The organism is Leptothrix sp. (in: b-proteobacteria), assembly GCF_965250675.1.
GTDB lineage: Bacteria > Pseudomonadota > Gammaproteobacteria > Burkholderiales > Burkholderiaceae_C > Sphaerotilus.
In genome coordinates, this window is record NZ_CBDFPH010000012.1 from 148,340 (window position 1) to 167,237 (window position 18,898).

21 protein-coding genes and 2 pseudogenes are annotated in these 18,898 nt (G+C 65.8%); 19 read left to right on the forward strand and 4 right to left on the reverse strand.

What is annotated here, in order from left to right; all coding sequences use genetic code 11:
• Window positions 1-6 precede the first annotated feature (6 nt).
• The 3 genes from AC5IG3_RS18200 to AC5IG3_RS18210 all read right to left on the reverse strand — a co-directional run bounded on the left by AC5IG3_RS18200 (window position 7) and on the right by AC5IG3_RS18210 (window position 3,123).
• Window positions 7-852: a carbohydrate ABC transporter permease gene (locus tag AC5IG3_RS18200; protein ID WP_491907711.1), complete on the reverse strand. Its 846-nt coding sequence runs from the start codon at window positions 850-852 to the stop codon at window positions 7-9.
• A complete protein-coding gene (locus AC5IG3_RS18205; protein WP_491907712.1) occupies window positions 849-1,745 on the reverse strand; it encodes a carbohydrate ABC transporter permease in 897 nt (298 codons plus the stop codon). The genes AC5IG3_RS18200 and AC5IG3_RS18205 overlap by 4 nt, the downstream gene beginning before the upstream one ends.
• A 97-nt stretch (window positions 1,746-1,842) precedes the next feature.
• Window positions 1,843-3,123, reverse strand: a complete 1,281-nt coding sequence (locus AC5IG3_RS18210) for an ABC transporter substrate-binding protein (RefSeq protein WP_491907713.1) — start codon at window positions 3,121-3,123, stop codon at window positions 1,843-1,845.
• Window positions 3,124-3,499: 376 nt separating this feature from the next.
• Between AC5IG3_RS18210 and AC5IG3_RS18215 the strand changes: the two genes are divergently transcribed.
• The 8 genes and pseudogenes from AC5IG3_RS18215 (at window position 3,500) to AC5IG3_RS18250 (ending at window position 10,625) form a co-directional block, all read left to right on the forward strand.
• On the forward strand, window positions 3,500-4,657 hold the full coding sequence (locus tag AC5IG3_RS18215; RefSeq protein WP_491907714.1) for a glycosyltransferase family 2 protein: 1,158 nt from the start codon (window positions 3,500-3,502) through the stop codon (window positions 4,655-4,657).
• Between the two features lie 17 nt (window positions 4,658-4,674).
• Window positions 4,675-5,838: a GNAT family N-acetyltransferase gene (locus AC5IG3_RS18220; RefSeq protein WP_491907715.1), complete on the forward strand. Its 1,164-nt coding sequence runs from the start codon at window positions 4,675-4,677 to the stop codon at window positions 5,836-5,838.
• 127 nt (window positions 5,839-5,965) lie between these two features.
• Window positions 5,966-7,516 (forward strand): lipopolysaccharide biosynthesis protein, encoded by a 1,551-nt coding sequence (locus tag AC5IG3_RS18225; protein WP_491907716.1) that lies wholly within the window; start codon window positions 5,966-5,968, stop codon window positions 7,514-7,516.
• Window positions 7,517-7,527: 11 nt separating this feature from the next.
• Window positions 7,528-8,325 carry an exodeoxyribonuclease III gene (gene xth, locus AC5IG3_RS18230; RefSeq protein ID WP_491907717.1) on the forward strand — a complete coding sequence of 266 codons (798 nt, stop codon included), beginning with the start codon at window positions 7,528-7,530 and terminating at the stop codon, window positions 8,323-8,325.
• Window positions 8,326-8,386: 61 nt separating this feature from the next.
• Window positions 8,387-9,489, forward strand: a pseudogene (locus tag AC5IG3_RS18235) (alkene reductase).
• 27 nt (window positions 9,490-9,516) lie between these two features.
• A complete protein-coding gene (locus tag AC5IG3_RS18240; RefSeq protein WP_491907718.1) occupies window positions 9,517-9,702 on the forward strand; it encodes a hypothetical protein in 186 nt (61 codons plus the stop codon).
• Window positions 9,668-10,246 (forward strand): septal ring lytic transglycosylase RlpA family protein, encoded by a 579-nt coding sequence (locus tag AC5IG3_RS18245; protein ID WP_491907719.1) that lies wholly within the window; start codon window positions 9,668-9,670, stop codon window positions 10,244-10,246. Before AC5IG3_RS18240 ends, AC5IG3_RS18245 begins: the two co-directional genes overlap by 35 nt.
• Window positions 10,247-10,274: 28 nt before the next feature.
• On the forward strand, window positions 10,275-10,625 hold the full coding sequence (locus tag AC5IG3_RS18250) for an SPOR domain-containing protein (protein WP_491907720.1): 351 nt from the start codon (window positions 10,275-10,277) through the stop codon (window positions 10,623-10,625).
• A 10-nt stretch (window positions 10,626-10,635) separates the two neighbouring features.
• Here AC5IG3_RS18250 and murB read toward each other — a convergent pair whose 3' ends face one another.
• Window positions 10,636-11,667, reverse strand: coding sequence for a UDP-N-acetylmuramate dehydrogenase (murB, locus tag AC5IG3_RS18255; protein ID WP_491907721.1), 1,032 nt, complete (start codon window positions 11,665-11,667; stop codon window positions 10,636-10,638).
• A gap of 139 nt (window positions 11,668-11,806) precedes the next feature.
• Between murB and AC5IG3_RS18260 the strand changes: the two genes are divergently transcribed.
• The 11 genes and pseudogenes from AC5IG3_RS18260 (at window position 11,807) to AC5IG3_RS18310 (ending at window position 18,894) form a co-directional block, all read left to right on the forward strand.
• Complete coding sequence (locus AC5IG3_RS18260; RefSeq protein WP_491907751.1) at window positions 11,807-12,544, forward strand: PT domain-containing protein; 738 nt, start codon at window positions 11,807-11,809, stop codon at window positions 12,542-12,544.
• Window positions 12,541-12,606 (forward strand): annotated as a pseudogene (locus tag AC5IG3_RS18265) (hypothetical protein); the annotation flags it as partial. The gene AC5IG3_RS18260 and the pseudogene AC5IG3_RS18265, both read left to right, overlap by 4 nt.
• Before the next feature lies 1 nt (window position 12,607).
• Complete coding sequence (locus tag AC5IG3_RS18270; RefSeq protein WP_491907757.1) at window positions 12,608-13,222, forward strand: hypothetical protein; 615 nt, start codon at window positions 12,608-12,610, stop codon at window positions 13,220-13,222.
• Entirely contained in the window at window positions 13,180-14,064 is an 885-nt protein-coding gene (locus AC5IG3_RS18275; protein ID WP_491907722.1) for a DNA methyltransferase, read from the forward strand. The genes AC5IG3_RS18270 and AC5IG3_RS18275 overlap by 43 nt, the downstream gene beginning before the upstream one ends.
• Window positions 13,989-15,515 (forward strand): type IIL restriction-modification enzyme MmeI, encoded by a 1,527-nt coding sequence (locus AC5IG3_RS18280; protein WP_491907752.1) that lies wholly within the window; start codon window positions 13,989-13,991, stop codon window positions 15,513-15,515. Before AC5IG3_RS18275 ends, AC5IG3_RS18280 begins: the two co-directional genes overlap by 76 nt.
• A gap of 39 nt (window positions 15,516-15,554) precedes the next feature.
• Window positions 15,555-15,740 carry a hypothetical protein gene (locus AC5IG3_RS18285; RefSeq protein ID WP_491907723.1) on the forward strand — a complete coding sequence of 62 codons (186 nt, stop codon included), beginning with the start codon at window positions 15,555-15,557 and terminating at the stop codon, window positions 15,738-15,740.
• A 54-nt stretch (window positions 15,741-15,794) separates the two neighbouring features.
• Window positions 15,795-16,304 carry a hypothetical protein gene (locus tag AC5IG3_RS18290; RefSeq protein WP_491907724.1) on the forward strand — a complete coding sequence of 170 codons (510 nt, stop codon included), beginning with the start codon at window positions 15,795-15,797 and terminating at the stop codon, window positions 16,302-16,304.
• A 152-nt stretch (window positions 16,305-16,456) separates the two neighbouring features.
• Window positions 16,457-16,627, forward strand: coding sequence for a hypothetical protein (locus AC5IG3_RS18295; RefSeq protein ID WP_491907753.1), 171 nt, complete (start codon window positions 16,457-16,459; stop codon window positions 16,625-16,627).
• Window positions 16,614-17,063: a DUF2442 domain-containing protein gene (locus AC5IG3_RS18300; protein ID WP_491907725.1), complete on the forward strand. Its 450-nt coding sequence runs from the start codon at window positions 16,614-16,616 to the stop codon at window positions 17,061-17,063. The genes AC5IG3_RS18295 and AC5IG3_RS18300 overlap by 14 nt, the downstream gene beginning before the upstream one ends.
• A gap of 56 nt (window positions 17,064-17,119) precedes the next feature.
• Complete coding sequence (locus AC5IG3_RS18305; protein ID WP_491907726.1) at window positions 17,120-17,608, forward strand: YajQ family cyclic di-GMP-binding protein; 489 nt, start codon at window positions 17,120-17,122, stop codon at window positions 17,606-17,608.
• Between the two features lie 101 nt (window positions 17,609-17,709).
• Entirely contained in the window at window positions 17,710-18,894 is a 1,185-nt protein-coding gene (locus AC5IG3_RS18310) for an acyl-CoA dehydrogenase family protein (RefSeq protein ID WP_491907727.1), read from the forward strand.
• The last annotated feature ends 4 nt before the right edge of the window (window positions 18,895-18,898 follow it).

Below are 18,898 nucleotides of genomic sequence, written 5' to 3' on the forward strand. Positions count from 1 at the left end.
GGGGGTTCAACCTTTGACGCCGCTGCCCATCGCGGACTGGATGAACCAGCGCTGGAACAGCAGATAAACGAGCAGGATCGGCGCCGACATCAGCACCGAAAACGCCATCACGTCGCCCCACACCGGCGGCGGCGTGCCGAAGAACTGGGCGAGTGCCAGCGACACCGGCCGCACCTCGGCACCGCGCGTGACCATCAGCGGCCACAGGAAGGCGTTCCAGTACTCCAGGCTCTGCAGGATCGCCACGGTGGCGATGGCCGGCAGCGACAGCGGCATGATGATCTGCCAGTAGATCTTCAGGTGCGAGGCGCCATCCAGGTAGGCGGCTTCGTCGTAGTCCTTGGGGATCTTGGCGAAGAATTGATAGAACAAAAAGATCGAGAACGGGTGGGCGATGAACGGCACGATCTGCGCCTGGTAGGTGTCGACCCAGCCGACCTGATTCATCATCAGCAGCATCGGCACGGCCAGCGCTTCCATCGGAATGATGATGAGCGAAATGATGGCCATCACCACGAAGTTGCGGCCCGGAAAGCTGATGCGCGCCAGCGCATACGCTGCCAGCGAGTTGACGAACACGCCGAAGAAGACGATGCAGAAGACGATCAGCGCCGAGTTCATCAGGTAGCGCGGCACGGGCGATGTGGTGTCGCTCAGCACCTGGCGGAAGTTCTCCAGCGACATCTGGTCCGGCGAGACCCAGAAGGCGCGCCAGTTGCCGAAGTCAAGCAGGATCTGCTGCTCGTCGCCCTTGAGCGAGGTGGCGACCATCAGCATCAGCGGCGCCAGCACGAAGGCCAGCAGCGCCAGCGCGATGATCATCAGGAACAGTCGTTCGATGCGGGTGCTCATTCGATCGCCCTTTCTTCCTTGACGAGGCGGCGCTGCACCAGGCTGATGCCCAGCACGATCAGGAAAAAGATCACCGCCGCAGCGGCCGCGATGCCGACCTTGCCCTGGCGGAAACCGGTCAGGTAGATGAAGCGCACCAGCGTGTCGGTCGAGCCTGACGGCCCGCCCTTGGTCAGCAGCTCCACCTGCGTGAAGAGCTTGAAGGCCAGGATGGTGGTGGTCATCACGACCAGGATGTGGGTGTTGAGCAGGCCGGGCATGGTCACGTGCCAGAACTCGTTGAAGCGGTTGGCGCCGTCCAGACGCGCGGCTTCGTACAGGTCGGTGTTGATGCTCTGCAGGCCGGCCAGGTAGACCACCATCTGGAAGGGGAAGCCCTGCCAGGCCGACATCAGCACGATGGCCGGCATCGCGGTGGCGGGGTTGGCGAGCCAGTCGACCGGATTGGCGTAGCCGAAGGTCAGCGTGGTGAGCGCGGTGTTGAAGAAACCGCCGATCTGGAACAGCGAGAACCAGATCACCGAGACCACCACCATCGAGATGATGGTCGGCAGGAAGTAGATGCCCCGAAACGCCTGCCGCATCGGCAGCCTGGTGTTGATGAGCATGGCCACGGCCAGGCCGAGCCCGCACTGCAGCGGCACCACCAGCACCGTGAAGTAGGCGGTGTTGAGCAGGGTGCGGACGAAGTCCTCGTTCTCGAAGATGCGCAGGTAGTTGCGCCAGCCGACCCCCTCGGTCGGCACGTTGAGGTTGGGAACCAGGCGCTGGTCGGTGAACGAGAAGATCACCGTCAGCACGAAGGGCAGGATCAGGAAAAGCACGATCAGCGCAAGCGCCGGGCTGAGGAACAGCCAGGGGCGCAGCGCTGTCTGCTGGCGCACGGCGAGCATGGGGCGGAGTCTCCGTTGACAGGGGACGCGCCCGGCGGGCGCGATGCAGGGCGGCGGGGGCGGCACCGGGCCGCCCTCGCCTGCCGTACCGGCGGGCTTACTTGCCGAACGGCTTGTAGCCCTTGTTGTCGGCGATGTCCTGGTCGACCTTCTTGGCTGCGGCATCAAGCGCCTTCTTCACGTCGCCGCCGTCCACCGCATCAGCCACCGCCTTGGCGAAGGCGGCCGTGATGGTCGGGTAGGCCGGGTGGGCCGGACGCGCCACGCTGACCTTGGCGAGCTGGTCGATGTAGAGCGACAGCGGGCCGCCGGCCTTGTAGAGGTCGACCTTGGGTGCGGCCGACTTCACGCCCGGCACGCCGCCCATGGCGGTCGACAGCTCGGCGACGTTGTCGGTGGCCAGCATGAAGTCCAGCAGCTTGCCGGTGGCGGCCTGCTGCTTGCTCTTGCCGTTGATGGCCCAGGCCCAGCCGCCGTTGCCCGTCACGGCCTTGGCGCCGAACTTGGGCATGGGCAGCAGCACCAGATCGTCGGCAAACGCCTTGCTGTGCGCCGGCCACATCCAGTGACCGACGAAGGACAGCGCCGCCGTCTTCTTGCCGTAGAAGCTGTCATCGCCTTCGCTGGCCGGGGCGATGTAGCCCTTCTTGACGAAGCCCTGCAGCAGCGTCAGCGCCTTGACGGCGGCCGGGCCGTTCATGGTGCCGTCGGCCTTCCAGCTCTTGCGGTCGATCAGGTCGCCGCCCATCGACTGCACCCAGGGGCTGAAGCCGTAGGTGTACCACTCGCCCTGGCCGTAGTTGAGCTTGACGTCCAGCGCGTACTTCATGCCCGGCTGGGCCTTGAGCTTGGCGAGCGCGTCTTCGAATTCAGCCAGCGTCCAAGCGTCATCGACGCCCTTGGGGATGCGCACCTTGGCGGCGTTGAGCAGGCTCTTGCGGCCCCAGATGCTCAGGCCGGAATCGCCCTGGCCCAGCGCGTAGAGCTTGCCGTCCGGCGGGTAGGTGCCCTGGTTGATCAGCGAGGGCAGCATGTCGCCCACGGTCTTGGCCGAGACCAGGCCGTTGAGCGGCGCCAGATAGCCCGACCAGACGTAGTTGGCGTAGTTCGGGCCGTCCAGGTCCAGCAGGTCGGGCAGGTTGCCCGACAGCGCCGCAGCCTGCACCTGCTCGTTGTACGAACCCTCGGGCTGGATTTCCAGCTTGGCGGGCATGGTGGGGTTGGCCTTGTTCCACTTCTCGATCAGTGCGGCCATGCGCTCGCGCTCGTTGTCGGCGCGGCCACCGTGGTGCCAGACGCGCAGCACATCGGCGCTGAAGGCAGCTTGCGACAGGACGGCCAGCGCTGCGGCGGCCAGGAGCTTGGGGCTCAGTTTCATCGTCTCTCTCCGGGGTGTTTGAAGGGCCACGAACGCGGTGGCCTGTGCTGGACAGCGAAATGCTCGCGCGGTGCCTGATCACGAAATCAGACTTAGGTAAATCGTATTACTTGCCGCTTTTCAAATCTAACGCAATCGATTGCGCCCTGTCAACGAAGGGGTCAGGGCTGAGCACTGAAACGAGGGTAAGTCCTGAGCTTTCAGCTGACAGGCCCACTTTTCCAGGCGTCGAGAAGCGTGCTGAAGGGATGAACAGGAATTGCCAAACGTCAATCGACAACAGGGCAAAAGCAGTCACATTGGTTCGCTTGCGCTTTCGCACTGCACGCTGAAAACGTACGGGCACTGCACCCGCCTCAGGCCTCTTTCTGTCCACATGACCGCGCCCACGAGTTCCTCCATTCACAAGCCCCCCCCCGCCGTCACGGTCATCCTCCCGACCTACAACCGGCGAGACACCTTGCTGCGTGCCGTGCGTAGCGTGCAGGCCCAGAGTTACACCGACTGGGAATTGCTCGTCATCGATGACGGCTCGACCGACGGCTCAAAGGAGTTGCTGGCCGCGCTTGACGAGCCCCGACTGCGCGTGATCGTCCAGGCGAACGCCGGTGCAGCCACAGCACGCAACCTGGGCCTGCGCGAGAGTTGCGGGCGCTACATCAGCTTCCTGGATTCCGACGACGAATGGCTGCCGCATTTCCTGGCCCTGTCCTGCGGCTTCCTTGATCGCCACCCCCAGGAGGCTTGGGTCGCGACCGAGTCGTATGAGGCCAAGGCAGATGGACGCCTGCTGCGCCAGGACTTGCACGCGCTGGCTGGTCACTATGTCGATCTGGCCCGCAGCCTGGGCTCATCGGCGCTGGCCCTGCCGCAGGGCAAGAAAGATGACTACCTGCGCGTTTTCACCACATGCCAACCGCTGGGCGACTGGGCATTGCCGCTGGCACGCGATCTGGGCATCGATGAAGAGCAGGTGCGCTGGTACCGGGGCAACATCGGCGAGCACTACCGCTGGGGCTACTTCCATGCGCTGTGGTGTCTGGTGATGCGCACGGAGGCACTGCAGGGCCTGAGCCCCTTTCCGGTGGAACGGCGCAACTGCAACGACCTGCAGTTCCTGATCGAGCTGGCCCTGAGCCACCCGAGCAACCTGATCGCCGTGCCGGCGGTACGAAAGAACCTCGTCCCGCCGAGCAGCCAGGCTGCCTCGCAGCTGACCGCCGGCCGCTCCTACGTGAGCTTCACGCGCAACTATGCAGCCGTGATCGAAGAGTGCTTCCTGCGCCGCATGCCCGATGACGTCGAGGTACAGCGCATCTACGCCTTCCGGCGCCTGGAGGCTGGCAAGGCCGCACTGTCCTTTGGCCTGCGTGCAGAAGCGCGCGAACACCTGCGCTTTGCGCACCGCTGGCTGCGCTGGCCCTCCGTCAGGGTGCTGCGCTCGATGGCACGGCTCGCCCCGACGGACAGGCTCGCGGCACTGACCTACGCGGTCTACCAGCGCATTGAGGACCGGCTTCCCCGACGACATTGAACCTCTGTCACACCAACATGCATCAAGACGCCCAAGCAGGAATTCTTCCCTGGACCACTTTTCTGGCGAACAGCGAAGCCCAATGGCTCGCACTGTGGCAAGACCTTGGCGCCCTGCACGACCTGAGCCCGATGTGGGCGCAAGCCATGGTGACCGGGCATGCACTCCCCCCACAGACACTGCATGTCGTCGTGGCTCGCGACAAGGACCAGGCGCTGCTGCTGGTCTGGCCGATCCAGCTCAAGACCCAGCGCAAGGGCCCGCTGACGCTGTCTTATGTGGAGCCACTTCAGAACGTCATCGGCATGTACGCCGAGGTGCTGAGCCGGCTCGATGCCAAGCGCTCGATCCCGCTCGTGATGAACGCGCTGCGACGCTGGCAGCAGACCTGGCATTGGCTGGAAATCGAGAATCTCGATGGCAACTCACCCACGTACGAGGTCTGGCAATCCGAGTCCCGAAGCAGGCGCCATGCCCTTCGGGTGCGCGAGGGCCTGCACTCGCCGTACCTGACGCATCAGGGCTCGCTGGAAGACTTTCTGGTGCAGAAGTCGAAGAAGTTCCGCAAGAAAGTGCGCGGGCTGCTGCGCGATGTCGAACTGGACGACAACGTGCGCGTGGAGTTCTATCAGCAGCCCGAAGAACTGGCGCACTACCTGAGCCGTGCGCTGCTGATCGAGGCACGCAGTTGGAAACACGCCGAGGGCAGCGCCATCACCTCACGCACCTGGGAACAACTTTTTTATGAAGACCTGCTGGCACGCCTGGGGCCCTCCGGCGTTCTCAAGGGCGCGATCATGTTCATCGGCGATCAGCCGGTCGCGCACAGTCTGGAGTTGCTGCACGGCACACGGGTATTGGGCCTCAAAAGCACGTTCGATCAATCACTGTCCAGGCTGTCTCCCGGCAATATGCTGATGATCTACCTGCTGTCGCACTACTTCGACCGGGGCTGCCTGGAGTACGACTTCCTGGGCGGCAACGAGAGCTACAAGCTCGAATGGGCAGAGACCGTGCGGCCCCACCGGCATCTGCGGCTCTACAACCACACGCTGGCCGGATGGGTGCTGACCCTGATCGAGCGGCTGCGCCAGCCCACGACCGCCAGCGGGATCGCACCAGCAGCGTCCGCCCCGGAACAGGAACCGGCGGAGCACAAGCTGCGCATCGCGAACTCCTGACGACTCGACGGTCTCTGTTCGGGGTCACCCTGCCGGGCGGACAGGCCCGGCGCAGCTATTCTTACGGGTTGCGCGCCACACTCCAACAGGCGCAGGATTGCTCATGACCAAAGAAGAGGCCTGATCGATGGCCAAACCATTCGGCGCGGCTGCCGCACTGCGCGCGGCACTGCTTGTCACCGGCTCGACCTACGTCGCCTACGCCGCCGGCCTGATCACCAGCACCCTGATTGCACGCGCGCTCGGGCCGGAAGACTACGGCCGCTACGCCTATCTGGTGTGGCTGTCGGGCATTCTGGTGCTGTTGATGAACAACGGCCTGACCACCTCGTCGATCCGCTTCATCTCCGAGAGCATCGGTCGGGGCGATGACGCCTCGGCCAGCGCGCTGCACCACTGGTTCTGGCGGCGGCAGTGGTGGGCGGTGGGCATCGTGGGGGTGTTGTTCTCCTTCGCGCTGCCCTACGTCAAACCCGCCGGCTGGGAGTCCAGCCTGCTGCTGGTGGCCGCCGTGGTGGTGGTCGCTTCAGTGCCCAAGGCCTGGTATCTGTTCGGTGTCTCCACCGCCAAGGGCTACGGCCGCTTCGGCATCGAAGCCACCAGCATGAGCGCCATGAGCCTGATCACGGCGGCGGCGGTGGTCGTGATGATGTTCTTCGACGTTCATCTGTACGCCTATCTGGGCCTGTTCGTGGCTTCCAGCCTGGCGCATCCGGCGCTGCTGGCACGACTGCGCAACCGCCCGAGGCGAACGGCAGCACGCACGGTCGACCCCGAACTGATCACCCGCCTGAAGCCGCACTTCTACTGGACCGTGATGCTCACGCTGGTGGCGGTGTTCTACGGCTCGACGATTCCGATGTTCTTTCTCAACTCCCACGGCAGTGCGGCCGCCATCGGTTTCTTCAGCGTGGCGATCGCACTGACACGTGGCGGCGTGGAGTTGCTCTCCTCAGGCCTGAACTCGGTGCTGATGCCGCTGATGGCGCACGGTTTCGGCAAGGGCGGGCGCGAGCGCACGCTCCAGATCACCTCGGACGCCATGCGCATGTTTCACTTCTTCGGGCTGATGCTCACCGGCGTCGGCCTGTTGTGGGCCTACCCGATCGTGTGGCTGATGTTCGGCAGCAAGTTCTCGGAAGCAGCATTTGCCTTCCAGGTGCTGATCGTGGTGGGCGGACTGACCCTGCCCAGCGGCGTGCTGAGCACGCTGCTGTCGACCACCGACCAGCAGGGCCTGCGCTTCGGCGTGGCCGCTGGCGGCGTCGCGGTATCCGCCGCCACCGCCTGGTGGCTGGTGCCCGCCTACGGCCTGCACGGTGCGCTGGCCTCATACGCCACGACGAACCTGCTGGTCTACCCCTGCGTCATCCTGGTCGCCACCCGCCTGGTCGGCTTCAAGCCGCCAACACAAGCCTTGCTGCGCACAACACTGGCCGCGCTCGGCGCAGGAGTGCTCGCATGCATTCCCCTGCTGTTCTCGACCGGAACATGGGGACAGTTCACGGCGGGCTGCCTGTTCGTCGTGGCCTATCCGGCCGCCACGCTGCTGCTGCGCGCCTGGAAGGCCAGTGATCTGGCGCTGGTGTCGGCCCAGGCCGCACGCCTGGGGCCGCTGGGCCGCTTCGTTCACGGCATCGATCGTTGGGGCGCAGCCCCGGCCCCCACTGGCCAATGAGCACGTCACCCATGAAACTCGCCACATGGAACGTCAACTCCCTCGCCGTACGGCTGCCACAGCTGCTCGACTGGCTGGCCGCGCATCAGCCCGATGTGCTGGTGCTGCAGGAGACCAAGCTCACCGACGACAAGTTTCCGGCCGCCGAGATCGAGGCCACCGGCTACCACGTCGCCTTTCACGGCCAGAAGACCTACAACGGCGTGGCGCTGCTGTCGCGCGCGGCGCTGGGCGAGGTCACCGACGTGGTGCGCAACATCCCCGGCCTGGCCGACGAGCAGGCGCGCGTGATTGCCGGCACGGTCGGCGGCGTGCGCGTGGTGGGCGGCTACTTTCCCAATGGTCAGGCGCCGGGCAGCGAGAAGTTCGCCTACAAGATGGGCTGGCTGGACGCCTTGCAGGCCTGGCTGCGGGACGAGTTGACCGCGCACCCGCAGCTGGTGCTGATGGGCGACTTCAACATCGCGCCCACCGACGCGGACGTCTACGACCCGGTCGCGTGGAAGGACCAGATCCACTGCACGGTGGAGGAGCGCGCGCACTTTCAGGCGCTGGTGGCGCTGGGCCTGGTCGATGCCTTCCGGCTGTTCGAGCAACCGCCCAAGCCCTGGAGCTGGTGGGACTACCGCAACCTGGCCTTCCGCAAGAACCAGGGACTGCGCATCGACCACATTCTGGTGAGCACGCCGCTGGTGGCCGGCGTCAAGGCCTGCGCCATCGACAAGGCGCCGCGCAAGAACGAGCGGCCCAGCGACCACGCGCCGGTGTGGGTCGAGCTGGAACCCGGCGTGCTTCAAGGCTTGTCCTAACACAGCCCACCGTGTCCCCAAGGTGGTTGCGGTTGCTGGGGACGCTGCGAAGATGCGGGCCATGACGAACCTCTATTCCCCTACCCGCCTCGGTGCCATCGAGCTTGCCAACCGCATCGTGATGGCGCCGCTGACGCGCAACCGCGCCCCCGGCCAGCAGCCCAATGACCTGATGGTCGAGTACTACCGCCAGCGCGCCAACCCGGCCACCGGCGCGGCGCTCATCATCACCGAGGCCTCGCAGATCCGCCCCGACGGCCAGGGCTACCTCGACACCCCCGGCATCTTCACGCCCGAGCAGGTGGCCGGCTGGAAGAAGATCACCGACGCGGTGCACGCCGAAGGCGGCAAGATCGTGATCCAGCTCTGGCACGTGGGCCGCATTTCGCACAGCTCGCTGCTGGGCGGCGCGGCACCGGTGTCATCGACGGCCAAGGTCGCCAAGGGCATGACCTTCACGACCGAAGGCTTCGTGCCGGTGTCGACCCCACGCGCGCTCGACCGACTGAGGAAATCCCGACGCTGGTGGCCGACTACCGCCACGCCGCACGCTGCGCCATCGACGCCGGCTTTGACGGCGTGGAAGTGCACGCGGCCAACGGTTATCTGATCGAGCAGTTCCTGCGCGACAGCATCAACGACCGCACCGATGCCTACGGCGGCCCGATCGCCCACCGCATCCGCCTGCTGGCCGAGGTGATGCAGGCCATCACCGCCGAGATCGGCGCCGACCGCACCGGCATCCGCCTCAGCCCGGTCACCCCCGTCAACGATGCGGGGCAGGACAGCAACCCGCAGGCGCTGTTCAACGCCGTGGCCGACATGCTCGCGCCGCTGGACCTGATGTACGTGCACGTGATCGAAGGCCAGACCGGCGGCCCGCGCGACGTGGCGCCGTTCGACTACGCCGCGCTGCGCGCCCGCCTGAAGGCACCCTGGATGGTCAACAACGGCTACGACAGCGCCATGGCCAGCGAGGTGGTCGAGCGCGGCAGCGCCGATCTGGTCGCCTTCGGCAAGGGCTTCATCGCCAACCCCGACCTGGGTGCGCGCCTGCGCAGCGGCGCGGCCTGGAACGCGCTCGACGCCGCCCACCTCTACGGCGGCGGTGCCGCCGTGGGCTACACCGACTACCCGGTGCTGGCAGTCGGTCAGGCGGCCTGACGCCCGCATGAAAGAAGGATGGGAATGATGGCCGGACGCTTCACTCAACTGCAGCGCATCGGCCAGCTCGGCACGGCGGTCCTGCTGATCGCTGCGGTGCTGGCCGCCTGCAGCAGCGCACCCAAGACATCGTCCCGCAGCAGCACGGCGCGGCAAAGGTCAACGCCACCAGACGCCCGTGCCGCCATTGGCCTCGCCGGCTGCGCCCGGTGAGCGCGACGGCCCCGAGCCGAACCCGCCCCCCAACCTGGCGCTGGTGCCCGACGCCACGCCGCAGGTCGAGTTCATCCGCGTCGGTGGCCCCAACAAACCCTATGCCGCGCTGGGGCTGAACTACACGCCCATGACCGAGGACGAGCCGCTGCTGGAGCGCGGCCTGGCCTCCTGGTACGGCCGCAAATTTCACGGCCGGCGCACCGCCAGCGGCGAGCTCTACAACATGTACGCCATGACGGCGGCACACCCGACGCTGCCGATTCCCAGCTACGCCCGCATCACCAATCCGAAAAACGGCCGCGAGGTGATCGTGCGCATCAACGACCGGGGGCCCTTTGCCAAGGGCCGGGTCGTGGATGTGTCCTACACCGCCGCACTCAAGCTCGACATCCTGCGCGGCGTCACGCCGGTGGAGGTCGAACGCCTCACCCACGACATGATCCGCACCGGCGCCTGGCGCCGCGACACCCGCTCCGGCGGCGAGGCCTACGCGCAGGCCGAAGCCGTGACGCCGCCAGATCGCAGTGGCGACACCTGCTGAACCAACGGTTGAAACAGCCGTCCCGGTCATGCCCGTCATGCCCGATCTGCCGACAGCCCCCCTTCAGGCGCCAGCCACCAGCCCAACGCCTGAGCCACCCCGCCTGGAAGCCCTGCCCGACAGCCGCGCCGGCACCGCCGCCGCACGCGGCTGGTGGCTGCAGCTCGGCGCCTTCAGCCAGAGCGAAAGCGCCGCGCAGTTCCAGCGCCGCGTGGCCGAACAGATGGACACCCTGGCGCCCCTGCTGGCGCTGTTCAACGAAAAGCCGCTGCACAAGATCCAGGCGGGCCCCTACCCCAGCCGCGAAGAGGCGCAAGCCGCCGCCCAGGCCATCCGCACGTCACTGCAACTCGTGCCGATGCTGGTGCAGCGGCGCTGAACCAGCCGCGTCAGCCCACCACCACTGGCTCGGCCTCCAGCCGGATGCCGAAGCGACCATAGACGCTCTCCTGGATCGCGCTGGCCAGCGTCAGCACCTCGGCGCCCCGGGCGCCGCCCCGGTTGACCAGCACCAGCGCCTGGCGCTCGTAGACACCGGCGCCGCCTACGGTCTTGCCCTTCCAGCCGCAGGCGTCGATCAGCCAGCCGGCCGCGAGCTTGAAGTTGCCGTCGTCCATCGGGTAGTGCACCAGATGCGGGTCGCGCGCGATGATGTCGCGGCACTGCTCGGGCGTCACCACCGGGTTCTTGAAGAAGCTGCCGGCGTTGCCGATCACGGCCGGATCGGGCAGCTTGGCGCGGCGGATCTCGCAGACCCAGTCGAAGATCTGGCGCGCGTCGGGCTGGTGGATGCCGGTCTCGTCCATGCGCCGCTGCAGGTCCAGATAACTCAGCATCGGCTGCCACGGTCGCGGCAGGCGCAGGCGCACGCGGGTGATGACGCTCCTGCCCGCCGGGGCCTGCTTGAAGACGCTGTCGCGGTAGCCGAAGCGGCACTGCGCGCGGTCGAGCGTCACGGTGCGGCCACTGATGAGGTCGACCGCGTCGAGTGACTCGAAGCGGTCCTTCAGCTCCAGCCCGTAGGCGCCGATGTTCTGCACCGGCGAGGCGCCCACGCTGCCCGGAATCAGCGCCATGTTTTCCAGCCCGGGCAGGCCCTGGTCCAGCGTCCAGGCGACCAGCCCATGCCAGCTCTCGCCCGCACCGGCCTCGACGATGACCGCATCGACCCGTTCTTCCACCACCCGCAGCCCCGGCACCTCGACCTTGAGCACACAGGCGCTCACGTCCTTGAACAGCACCACATTGCTGCCGCCACCCAGAATGAACTTGGGCGCAGGGCCGAGCGTGGGGTGGTCGACCACCCGGCGCACGTCGGCGTCACTGCGGATGCGGACCAGGGTTTCGGCCACCGCCGGCAGGCCGAAGGTGTTGAAGGACTGGAGGTTGACGGCGTGATCGATGGCGAGTTCGGAAGGCATGCCGGTATTTTCGGTCATCACCTCCACATAATCGCGGCCACACAAAACCAGGGACGCCCATGACTTTGGCGTTGAGGGCGGCATGAACGAGAAGACCTTGGTCGTGCATTTCGACAACTGCGAATTCGGCTGGATTGAAATGCATTTGCAGCCTTTGCCTCATATCCACCCAACCAACCAACCAACCAACCAACCAACCAACCAACCAACCAACCAACCAACCAACCCTGATCTTGGTCCCCACCAGCGGCTAAACACCTTCCTTGCGCGGTGGCAAGCCTCCGGCGGTACCGAGCGCGCGAATTACCAACTCTTCATCACCGAGCTGTGTGCCCTGCTCGGCGTGCCGTTGCCCGACCCGGCGCGTGACGAGACCCGCGACAACGCCTACGTCTTCGAGCGCCGCATCGTCTTTGCGCATGGCGATGGCAGCAGCAGCAACGGCTTCATCGACTGCTACCGGCGCGGCCACTTCGTGCTGGAGGCCAAGAAGATCGCCGACGGCGCGGCCAAGCTCGGCCGCAAGACCTTCGACGACGCCCTGCTGCGTGCGCGCAGCCAGGCCGAGGCCTACGCCCGCGCGCTGCCCGCCGCCGAGGGCCGGCCACCACTGCTGCTGGTGGTCGACGTCGGCCATGTCATCGAGGTCTACGCCGAATTCAGCCGTAGCGGCGCCACCTACACGCCGTTTCCGGATGCGCGCAGCCACCGCATCACTCTGGCCGCGCTGTGCGAGGCCGGGCATGGACGGCGGCAAGCTGCGCGAGCGCCTGCGCAGCGCCTGGCTCGACCCGCTCAGCCTCGACCCCAGCCGCGCCAGCGCCCGCGTCACGCGCCAGGTTTCGGCGTTGTTGGCCGACCTGGCACGCAGCCTTGAAAGCCGCCGGCCACGCGCCGCAGTCGGTCGCTGCCTTCCTGAGCCGCTGCCTGTTCTGCATGTTTGCCGAGGACGTCGAGCTGCTGCCACGCGAGCGCCGACGGCCACGGCGCCTTCATCGGCCTGTTGACGCAATGGGCCGGCAAGCCCGACACACTGACGCGCATGCTGCGCGCGCTGTGGATGACGATGGACAGCGGCGGCTTCGCGCCCGCGCTGGCGCACGATCTGATGCGCTTCAACGGCAAGCTGTTCAAGGGCGGCGCAGCCGATGACTACGTGCTGCCGCTCGACCGCGACCAGATCGCGCTGCTGCAGCGCGCTGCGCAGGCCAACTGGCGCGAGGTCGAGCCCGCCATCTTCGGCACGCTGCTGGAGCGCGCCTTGAGCCCGACCGAGCGCCACGCGCTGGGCGCGCACTACACGCCGCGCGCCTATGTCGAGCGCCTGGTGCTGCCCACGGTGATGGAGCCGCTGCGTGCCGACTGGGCCGAAGCCCAGGCCGCCGCGCTGCTGCTGGCACGTGAGGCCGATGCGCTGGACGGCATCCATGACGGCAAAAAGCGCGATGACAAACTCGCCGAAGCCCGCGCCGAGCTGCAAGCCGCTTTCACCACCAGCTGTGCCACACGCGCGTGCTGGATCCCGCTTGCGGCAGCGGAAATTTCCTTTACGTGACGCTGGAACACCTCAAGCGCCTGGAGGCCGAGGTGCTCGACCGCATGACCGAGTTGGGCGAAGTGCAGAGCCGCCTTGGAATGGAAGGCGAGACCGTCACGCTGCGGCAATTCATGGGTATCGAACTCAACCCCCGCGCCGCTGCGCTGGCCGAGCTGGTGCTGTGGATCGGCTGGCTGCAGTGGCAAATCCGCAGCTTCGGCAACCAAAGCGTGGCCGAGCCGGTGGTGCACGACTACCGCAACATCGACTGCCGCGACGCCGTGCTGGCCTGGGACGCGCAAGAACCCGCCTTTGACGCCGCCGGTCAACTGCTGACCCGCTGGGACGGCGTCACGCGCAAGCCCCACCCTGTCACCGGCGAGAAAGTGCCCGACGAGACCGCGCAAGTACCGCAATGGCGCTACATCAACCCCCGCCGGGCCGAGTGGCCACAGGCGGATTTCATCGTGGGGAATCCGCCGTTCATTGGCAAGTTGAAGATGCGCGAAGCATTGGGCGATGGCTATGCCGAAGCCTTGCGGGCTGCATGGAGCGATGTGCCCGAGAGCGCCGACTTCGTCATGTACTGGTGGCAGAAGGCTGCGCTTGCTGTTCAGGCTGGCGAGACACGGCGCATGGGGCTCATCACCACCAACAGTCTGACCAGCTTGCTAATGCCGGTCTGCCAACACCGAGCGGCGCCGAGCCAGGGCATGCCGGCGCCCTCATGCCACGACATACGCCGAAATCGGGCGCCGGCACGCCCCGGCCCGGCTTGGGCGAAGTGCATCTGGCGTTCGCCATTCCGGATCACCCGTGGGTGGACGTTGCAGATGGTGCTGCCGTCCGTATTGCAATGACTGTGCTTGCATCCGGCCAAGCGTCCGGCCGACTGCACACCGTCCAAGAAGAAGTTGCTGGTGAGAACGGTGAGGTCATCGTCAAGTTCGCGAGCAGCCTTGGTGCCATCCACCCAACGCTCGCCATCGGTGCCAATGTCGCCAACGCACGCCGACTGGCTTCAAACAGCGTCATTTCAGCCATGGGCATGATTCTGGTCGGAGGCGGTTTCATCATTGAGCATGGTGATCCCTTGCTGACAGCAGAACCAGAGCGCATTCGCCCGTACCTCAACGGCAAGGATTTGACTCAACGTTCACGCGGGGTCTACGTCATCGACATGTACGGGCTGTCGATGGATGAAGTGCGAGCGCGCCACCCAGCCTGCTTTCAGCGCCTGCATGACCGCGTCAAGCCTGAACGTGATGTCAGCAAAGATAAGTCTCTGCGCGAAAACTGGTGGCTGTTCCGCCGCACGAATATCCAACTGCGGCAAGCGATCGCGGGCCTGCCGCGCTACATCGGCACGACTGAAACGGCCAAGCATCGGCTTTTCAGTTTCATCGACGGTTCGGTAACGCCAGATCAGAAGATCCGCGTCATTGGCAGTGATGACGCCGTCATCCTCGGAACACTGAGCAGCTCGATTCATGTTGATTGGGCGCTGGCTACCGGCGGGACATTGGAGGACCGCCCGGTCTACAACAACACCACTTGCTTCGAAACCTTCCCCTTCCCCGCCGCCGACACCGGCCTGACCCCCGCCCTGGCCGACCGCATCAGCAGCCTAGCCGAGCAACTCGACGCGCACCGCAAGGCGCGGCAGGCAGCGCATGAGTCCGTCACCCTCACCGGCATGTACAACGTGCTCGACAAGCTACGCCGCAGCGAGGCGCTCACGGTCAAGGACAAGGCGCAGCACGAACACGCCCTCGTCGGCGTGCTGCAAAGCCTGCACGACGAGCTGGACGCCGCCGTGCTGCAAGCCTACGGCTGGGCTGATCTCGGGCCCATACCCTGGGCCGACGCGCCAGCCCGCGCCGCCTGGACCGAATCGCTGCTCGAACGCCTGGTGGCGCTGAACACCCGCCGCGCGGCCGAAGAAGCCGCCGGCACCGTGCGCTGGCTGCGCCCAGAGTTTCAAGACCCCACGCGCCGCGCCGTGGCAGTGCAAGCCACCCTGGCCCTACCCGAATCGGTCACCACGTCGATCGCCACGCCAACCATCGACGCCGACGCGCCACCCGCCATCACCGCACCCGCCCGCCAACCCTGGCCATCCGACCTCAAGGCCCAGCTCCGCAGCGTCGCCGACCTGCTGTCCGCCAGCCCCATCGCCCTCTCCATCGACCAGATCGCCGACCGCTACACCAGCCGAGGTCCCTGGAAAAAACGCCTGCCCGATCTGCTGGACACGCTGGAGGCGCTGGCCCGGGCGCGTGCCGATGGTGATGGCTGGCGAGCGGCATAAAGTACGAAAAACCCGCTCAAAACAAACCTCGCCCAACCCATGCCCAAACGCCAACTCGACCTCAGCCCCGGCAGCCTGCTGACGACTGCGGTCGTCACCTTCTTCGGCGCCATCTTTGCCCTCGCCATCCTGGCCTGGATCGCCAATCACTTTGACGATGTGGTGCTCGCCACCCTACTCTTCGGCCCGGTCGTGGCGGTGCTGGCTTTGGTGCTGAGGAAGTGAGCGGCTTCACACGCAACAGCATTTATGCGTCGGCATAAGGAGGCAAGGACGCCGATGAAGCCCAAGCTCAGCGTGCACTTTGGCCTATGCCAAGCAGGCTGGATACGCTTGCACATCAGCAATGGCCTGCAGGACATCACTCTCTGGTGCTCTCACTTCGATGACCCGTTGCCCAAGCTGTTGGCCTGGCTGGAAGCCCTCGCCAGCGGGCTGGACCGATGCGGATGGACGCTCGATGAAGAGAACGACCGGGTCGAGCTGAACGCCTATGTGCGCTGGATGACGGATATTGTTCGCCTTGAGATTCGCCCGCTCAACGACATGAAACACGACGAGGTGATCCCCAGGCGCCAGACATTGCGTTTTGACCTCCAGCTGTCCGAGCTGATTAGCTGCTTTTACGAAGCATTCTTGGATTTCATCAGCTCGGACCGCTACCGACCGGAGGAATGGGCGCGAGATGGCTCAACCGTGCATCCGGGGCTCTATATCGGGCTGGATTGGCCTCAGTGGCGGTCACAGGCCATCGAGACATGGCTGGCGTTTCGGCCACGACGTGGCTAACTGCGGTGCCATGCGGCAAGGGCGGTGGCGCAGGGCGTGATAATCTAAAAACCCAAGCAGTCCGGTTTAATGAAATGCCAACGATAGACACCATCGACGGCTTGCGCGTGGTGGTCTACCCAAACGATCACCGGCCGGCCCATGTACACGTCATGGGCCGGGGTCATGAGGCAGTGTTCATCCTGCACTGCCCAGGAGGACCGCCCGAGCTGCGTGAGAACCATGGGTTCAGCCGGGCAGCGCTTGGTGGCATCGCCACCGCCCTGCAGGCACGACTGGACCGCGCCTGCCTTGCCTGGAGCCAAATTCATGGACATCACTGAAGCCGCCTTCGCCACCGCCAACCAGCAAGGTCAACAGCAGCGCAATGCCCAACCCGGTGCCATCGCTGCACGCTATGACCGACGCACCGGCCGGGTGGTCATCACGCTCAACAATGGGTTGGAACTGGGCTTTCGACCCCATGACGCGCAGGGGCTGGAGCAGGCCAAACCGGCCCAGCTGGCTGTGATCGAGATTTCACCCAGCGGCCTGGGTCTGCACTTTCCGGCGTTGGACGCCGATCTCTACCTGCCCGCACTGCTGCAAGGCCTGCTCGGCTCAACAGCCTGGATGAGCCAGCGCGCCGCCGAGCGCCAGACCGCCGCCACCCTGGGCGCTGTCGGCGGGCGCAGCCGCTCGCCCGCCAAGGCACAGGCCGCACGCGACAACGGCCGTCTGGGCGGGCGGCCACGCAAGACGGTGAATCCGGCGACGTGAGTGTGCGCAGGCCGCAATGAGAAAATCGCGCTTTACTTCTCTTCAAAGACACCGCCATGCCCACCTTCGACACCGTCCTCGAACCCAACCTCGTCGAGGTGAAAAACGCCATCGACCAGAGCAACAAGGAAATCACTACCCGCTTCGACTTCAAGGGCAGCGACGCCCGCGTCGAGCAGAAGGACAAGGAGCTGACGCTGTTTGCCGACAACGACCTGCAGTTGGCCAACGTCACCGACATCCTGCTGGGCAAGATGGCCAAGCGCGGCGTGGACATCCGCTTCCTCGACCTCGAAGCCAAGCCCGAGAAGATGAGCCACGACAAGCTCAAGCAGAAGGTGCTGGTCAAGGCCGGCATCGAGGGCGACGTGGGCAAGAAGATCCAGAAAGCGCTCAAGGAAAGCAAGCTCAAGGTACAGGGCAGCATCCAGGGCGACACCGTGCGCGTGACCGGCGCCAAGCGCGATGACCTGCAGGCGGCGATGGCCGTCATCAAGAAGGAAGTAGCGGACTACCCGCTGAGCTTCAACAACTTCCGCGATTGATCGGGGGCTGATCCCAGACTGATGGCGGGCTGTCGCTGCAGCGACAGCCCTTGATCGAACGACCGTGCTAAAAATCGTCTCCCCCAGTGAGGAGACAACGCATGGATCTGAACTTCACGGCCGAGGAGCTTGCCTTCCGCGCCGAAGTCAAGCAGTGGGTGGCGGCGAACCTGCCCGCCGACATCTCGCACAAGGTGCACCACGCGCTGCGCTTGACGCGTGACGATCTGCAGCGCTGGGCGCGCATCCTGGGCGCCCAGGGTTGGCTCGGCTGGGGCTGGCCGAAAGCGTTCGGCGGACCGGGCTGGAACGCCGTGCAGCGCCACCTGTTCGAAGAAGAATGTGCGCTGGCTGGCGCGCCGCGCGTGGTGCCCTTCGGGCCGGTGATGGTCGCGCCGGTGATCATGGCGTTTGGCAACAAGGCACAGCAGGAGCGCTTCCTGCCCGGCATCGCCAGCGGCGAGATCTGGTGGAGCCAGGGCTACAGCGAACCCGGCGCCGGCTCGGACCTGGCCAGCGTCAAGACCCGCGCCGAACTCAGCGCCGACAGCAGCCACTACCTCGTCAACGGCCAGAAGACCTGGACCACGCTCGGCCAGTACGGCGACTGGATCTTCTGCCTGGTGCGCACCAATCCGCACGTCAAGGCGCAGGCCGGCATCAGCTTCCTGCTGATCGACATGAAAAGCCCGGGTGTCACGGTGCGGCCCATCCTGACGCTCGACGGCGAGCACGAGGTCAACGAAGTCTGGTTCGACAACGTCCAGGTGCCCGCCGACCAGCTCATCGGCGAAGAAAACCAGGGCTGGACTTACGCCAAGTACCTGCTGGCGCACGAGCGCACCAACATCGCCGACGTCAACCGCGCCAAGCGCGAGCTGGAGCGCTTGAAGCGCATCGCCAAGCTCGAAGGCGTGTGGGACGACCTGCGTTTGCGCGACCAGATCGCGCTGCTGGAAGTGGACATCGTCGCGCTGGAGATGATGGTGCTGCGCGTGCTGTCAGCTGAACGCGGCGGCAAGAAGTCGCTCGACGTGGCCGGCCTGCTCAAGATCCGCGGCAGCGAGATCCAGCAGCGCTACACCGAGTTGATGATGCTGGCCGCAGGTCCCTACAGCCTGCCGCACATCTTCGAGGCGATGGACGCCGGCTGGCAGGGCGAGCATGTGGGCGCGGCCCATTGCGCGCCGCTGGCGAGCGTCTATTTCAACTACCGCAAGACCACCATCTACGGCGGCAGCAACGAAGTGCAGCGCAACATCGTCGCGCAGACGGTGCTCGGTTAAGCCC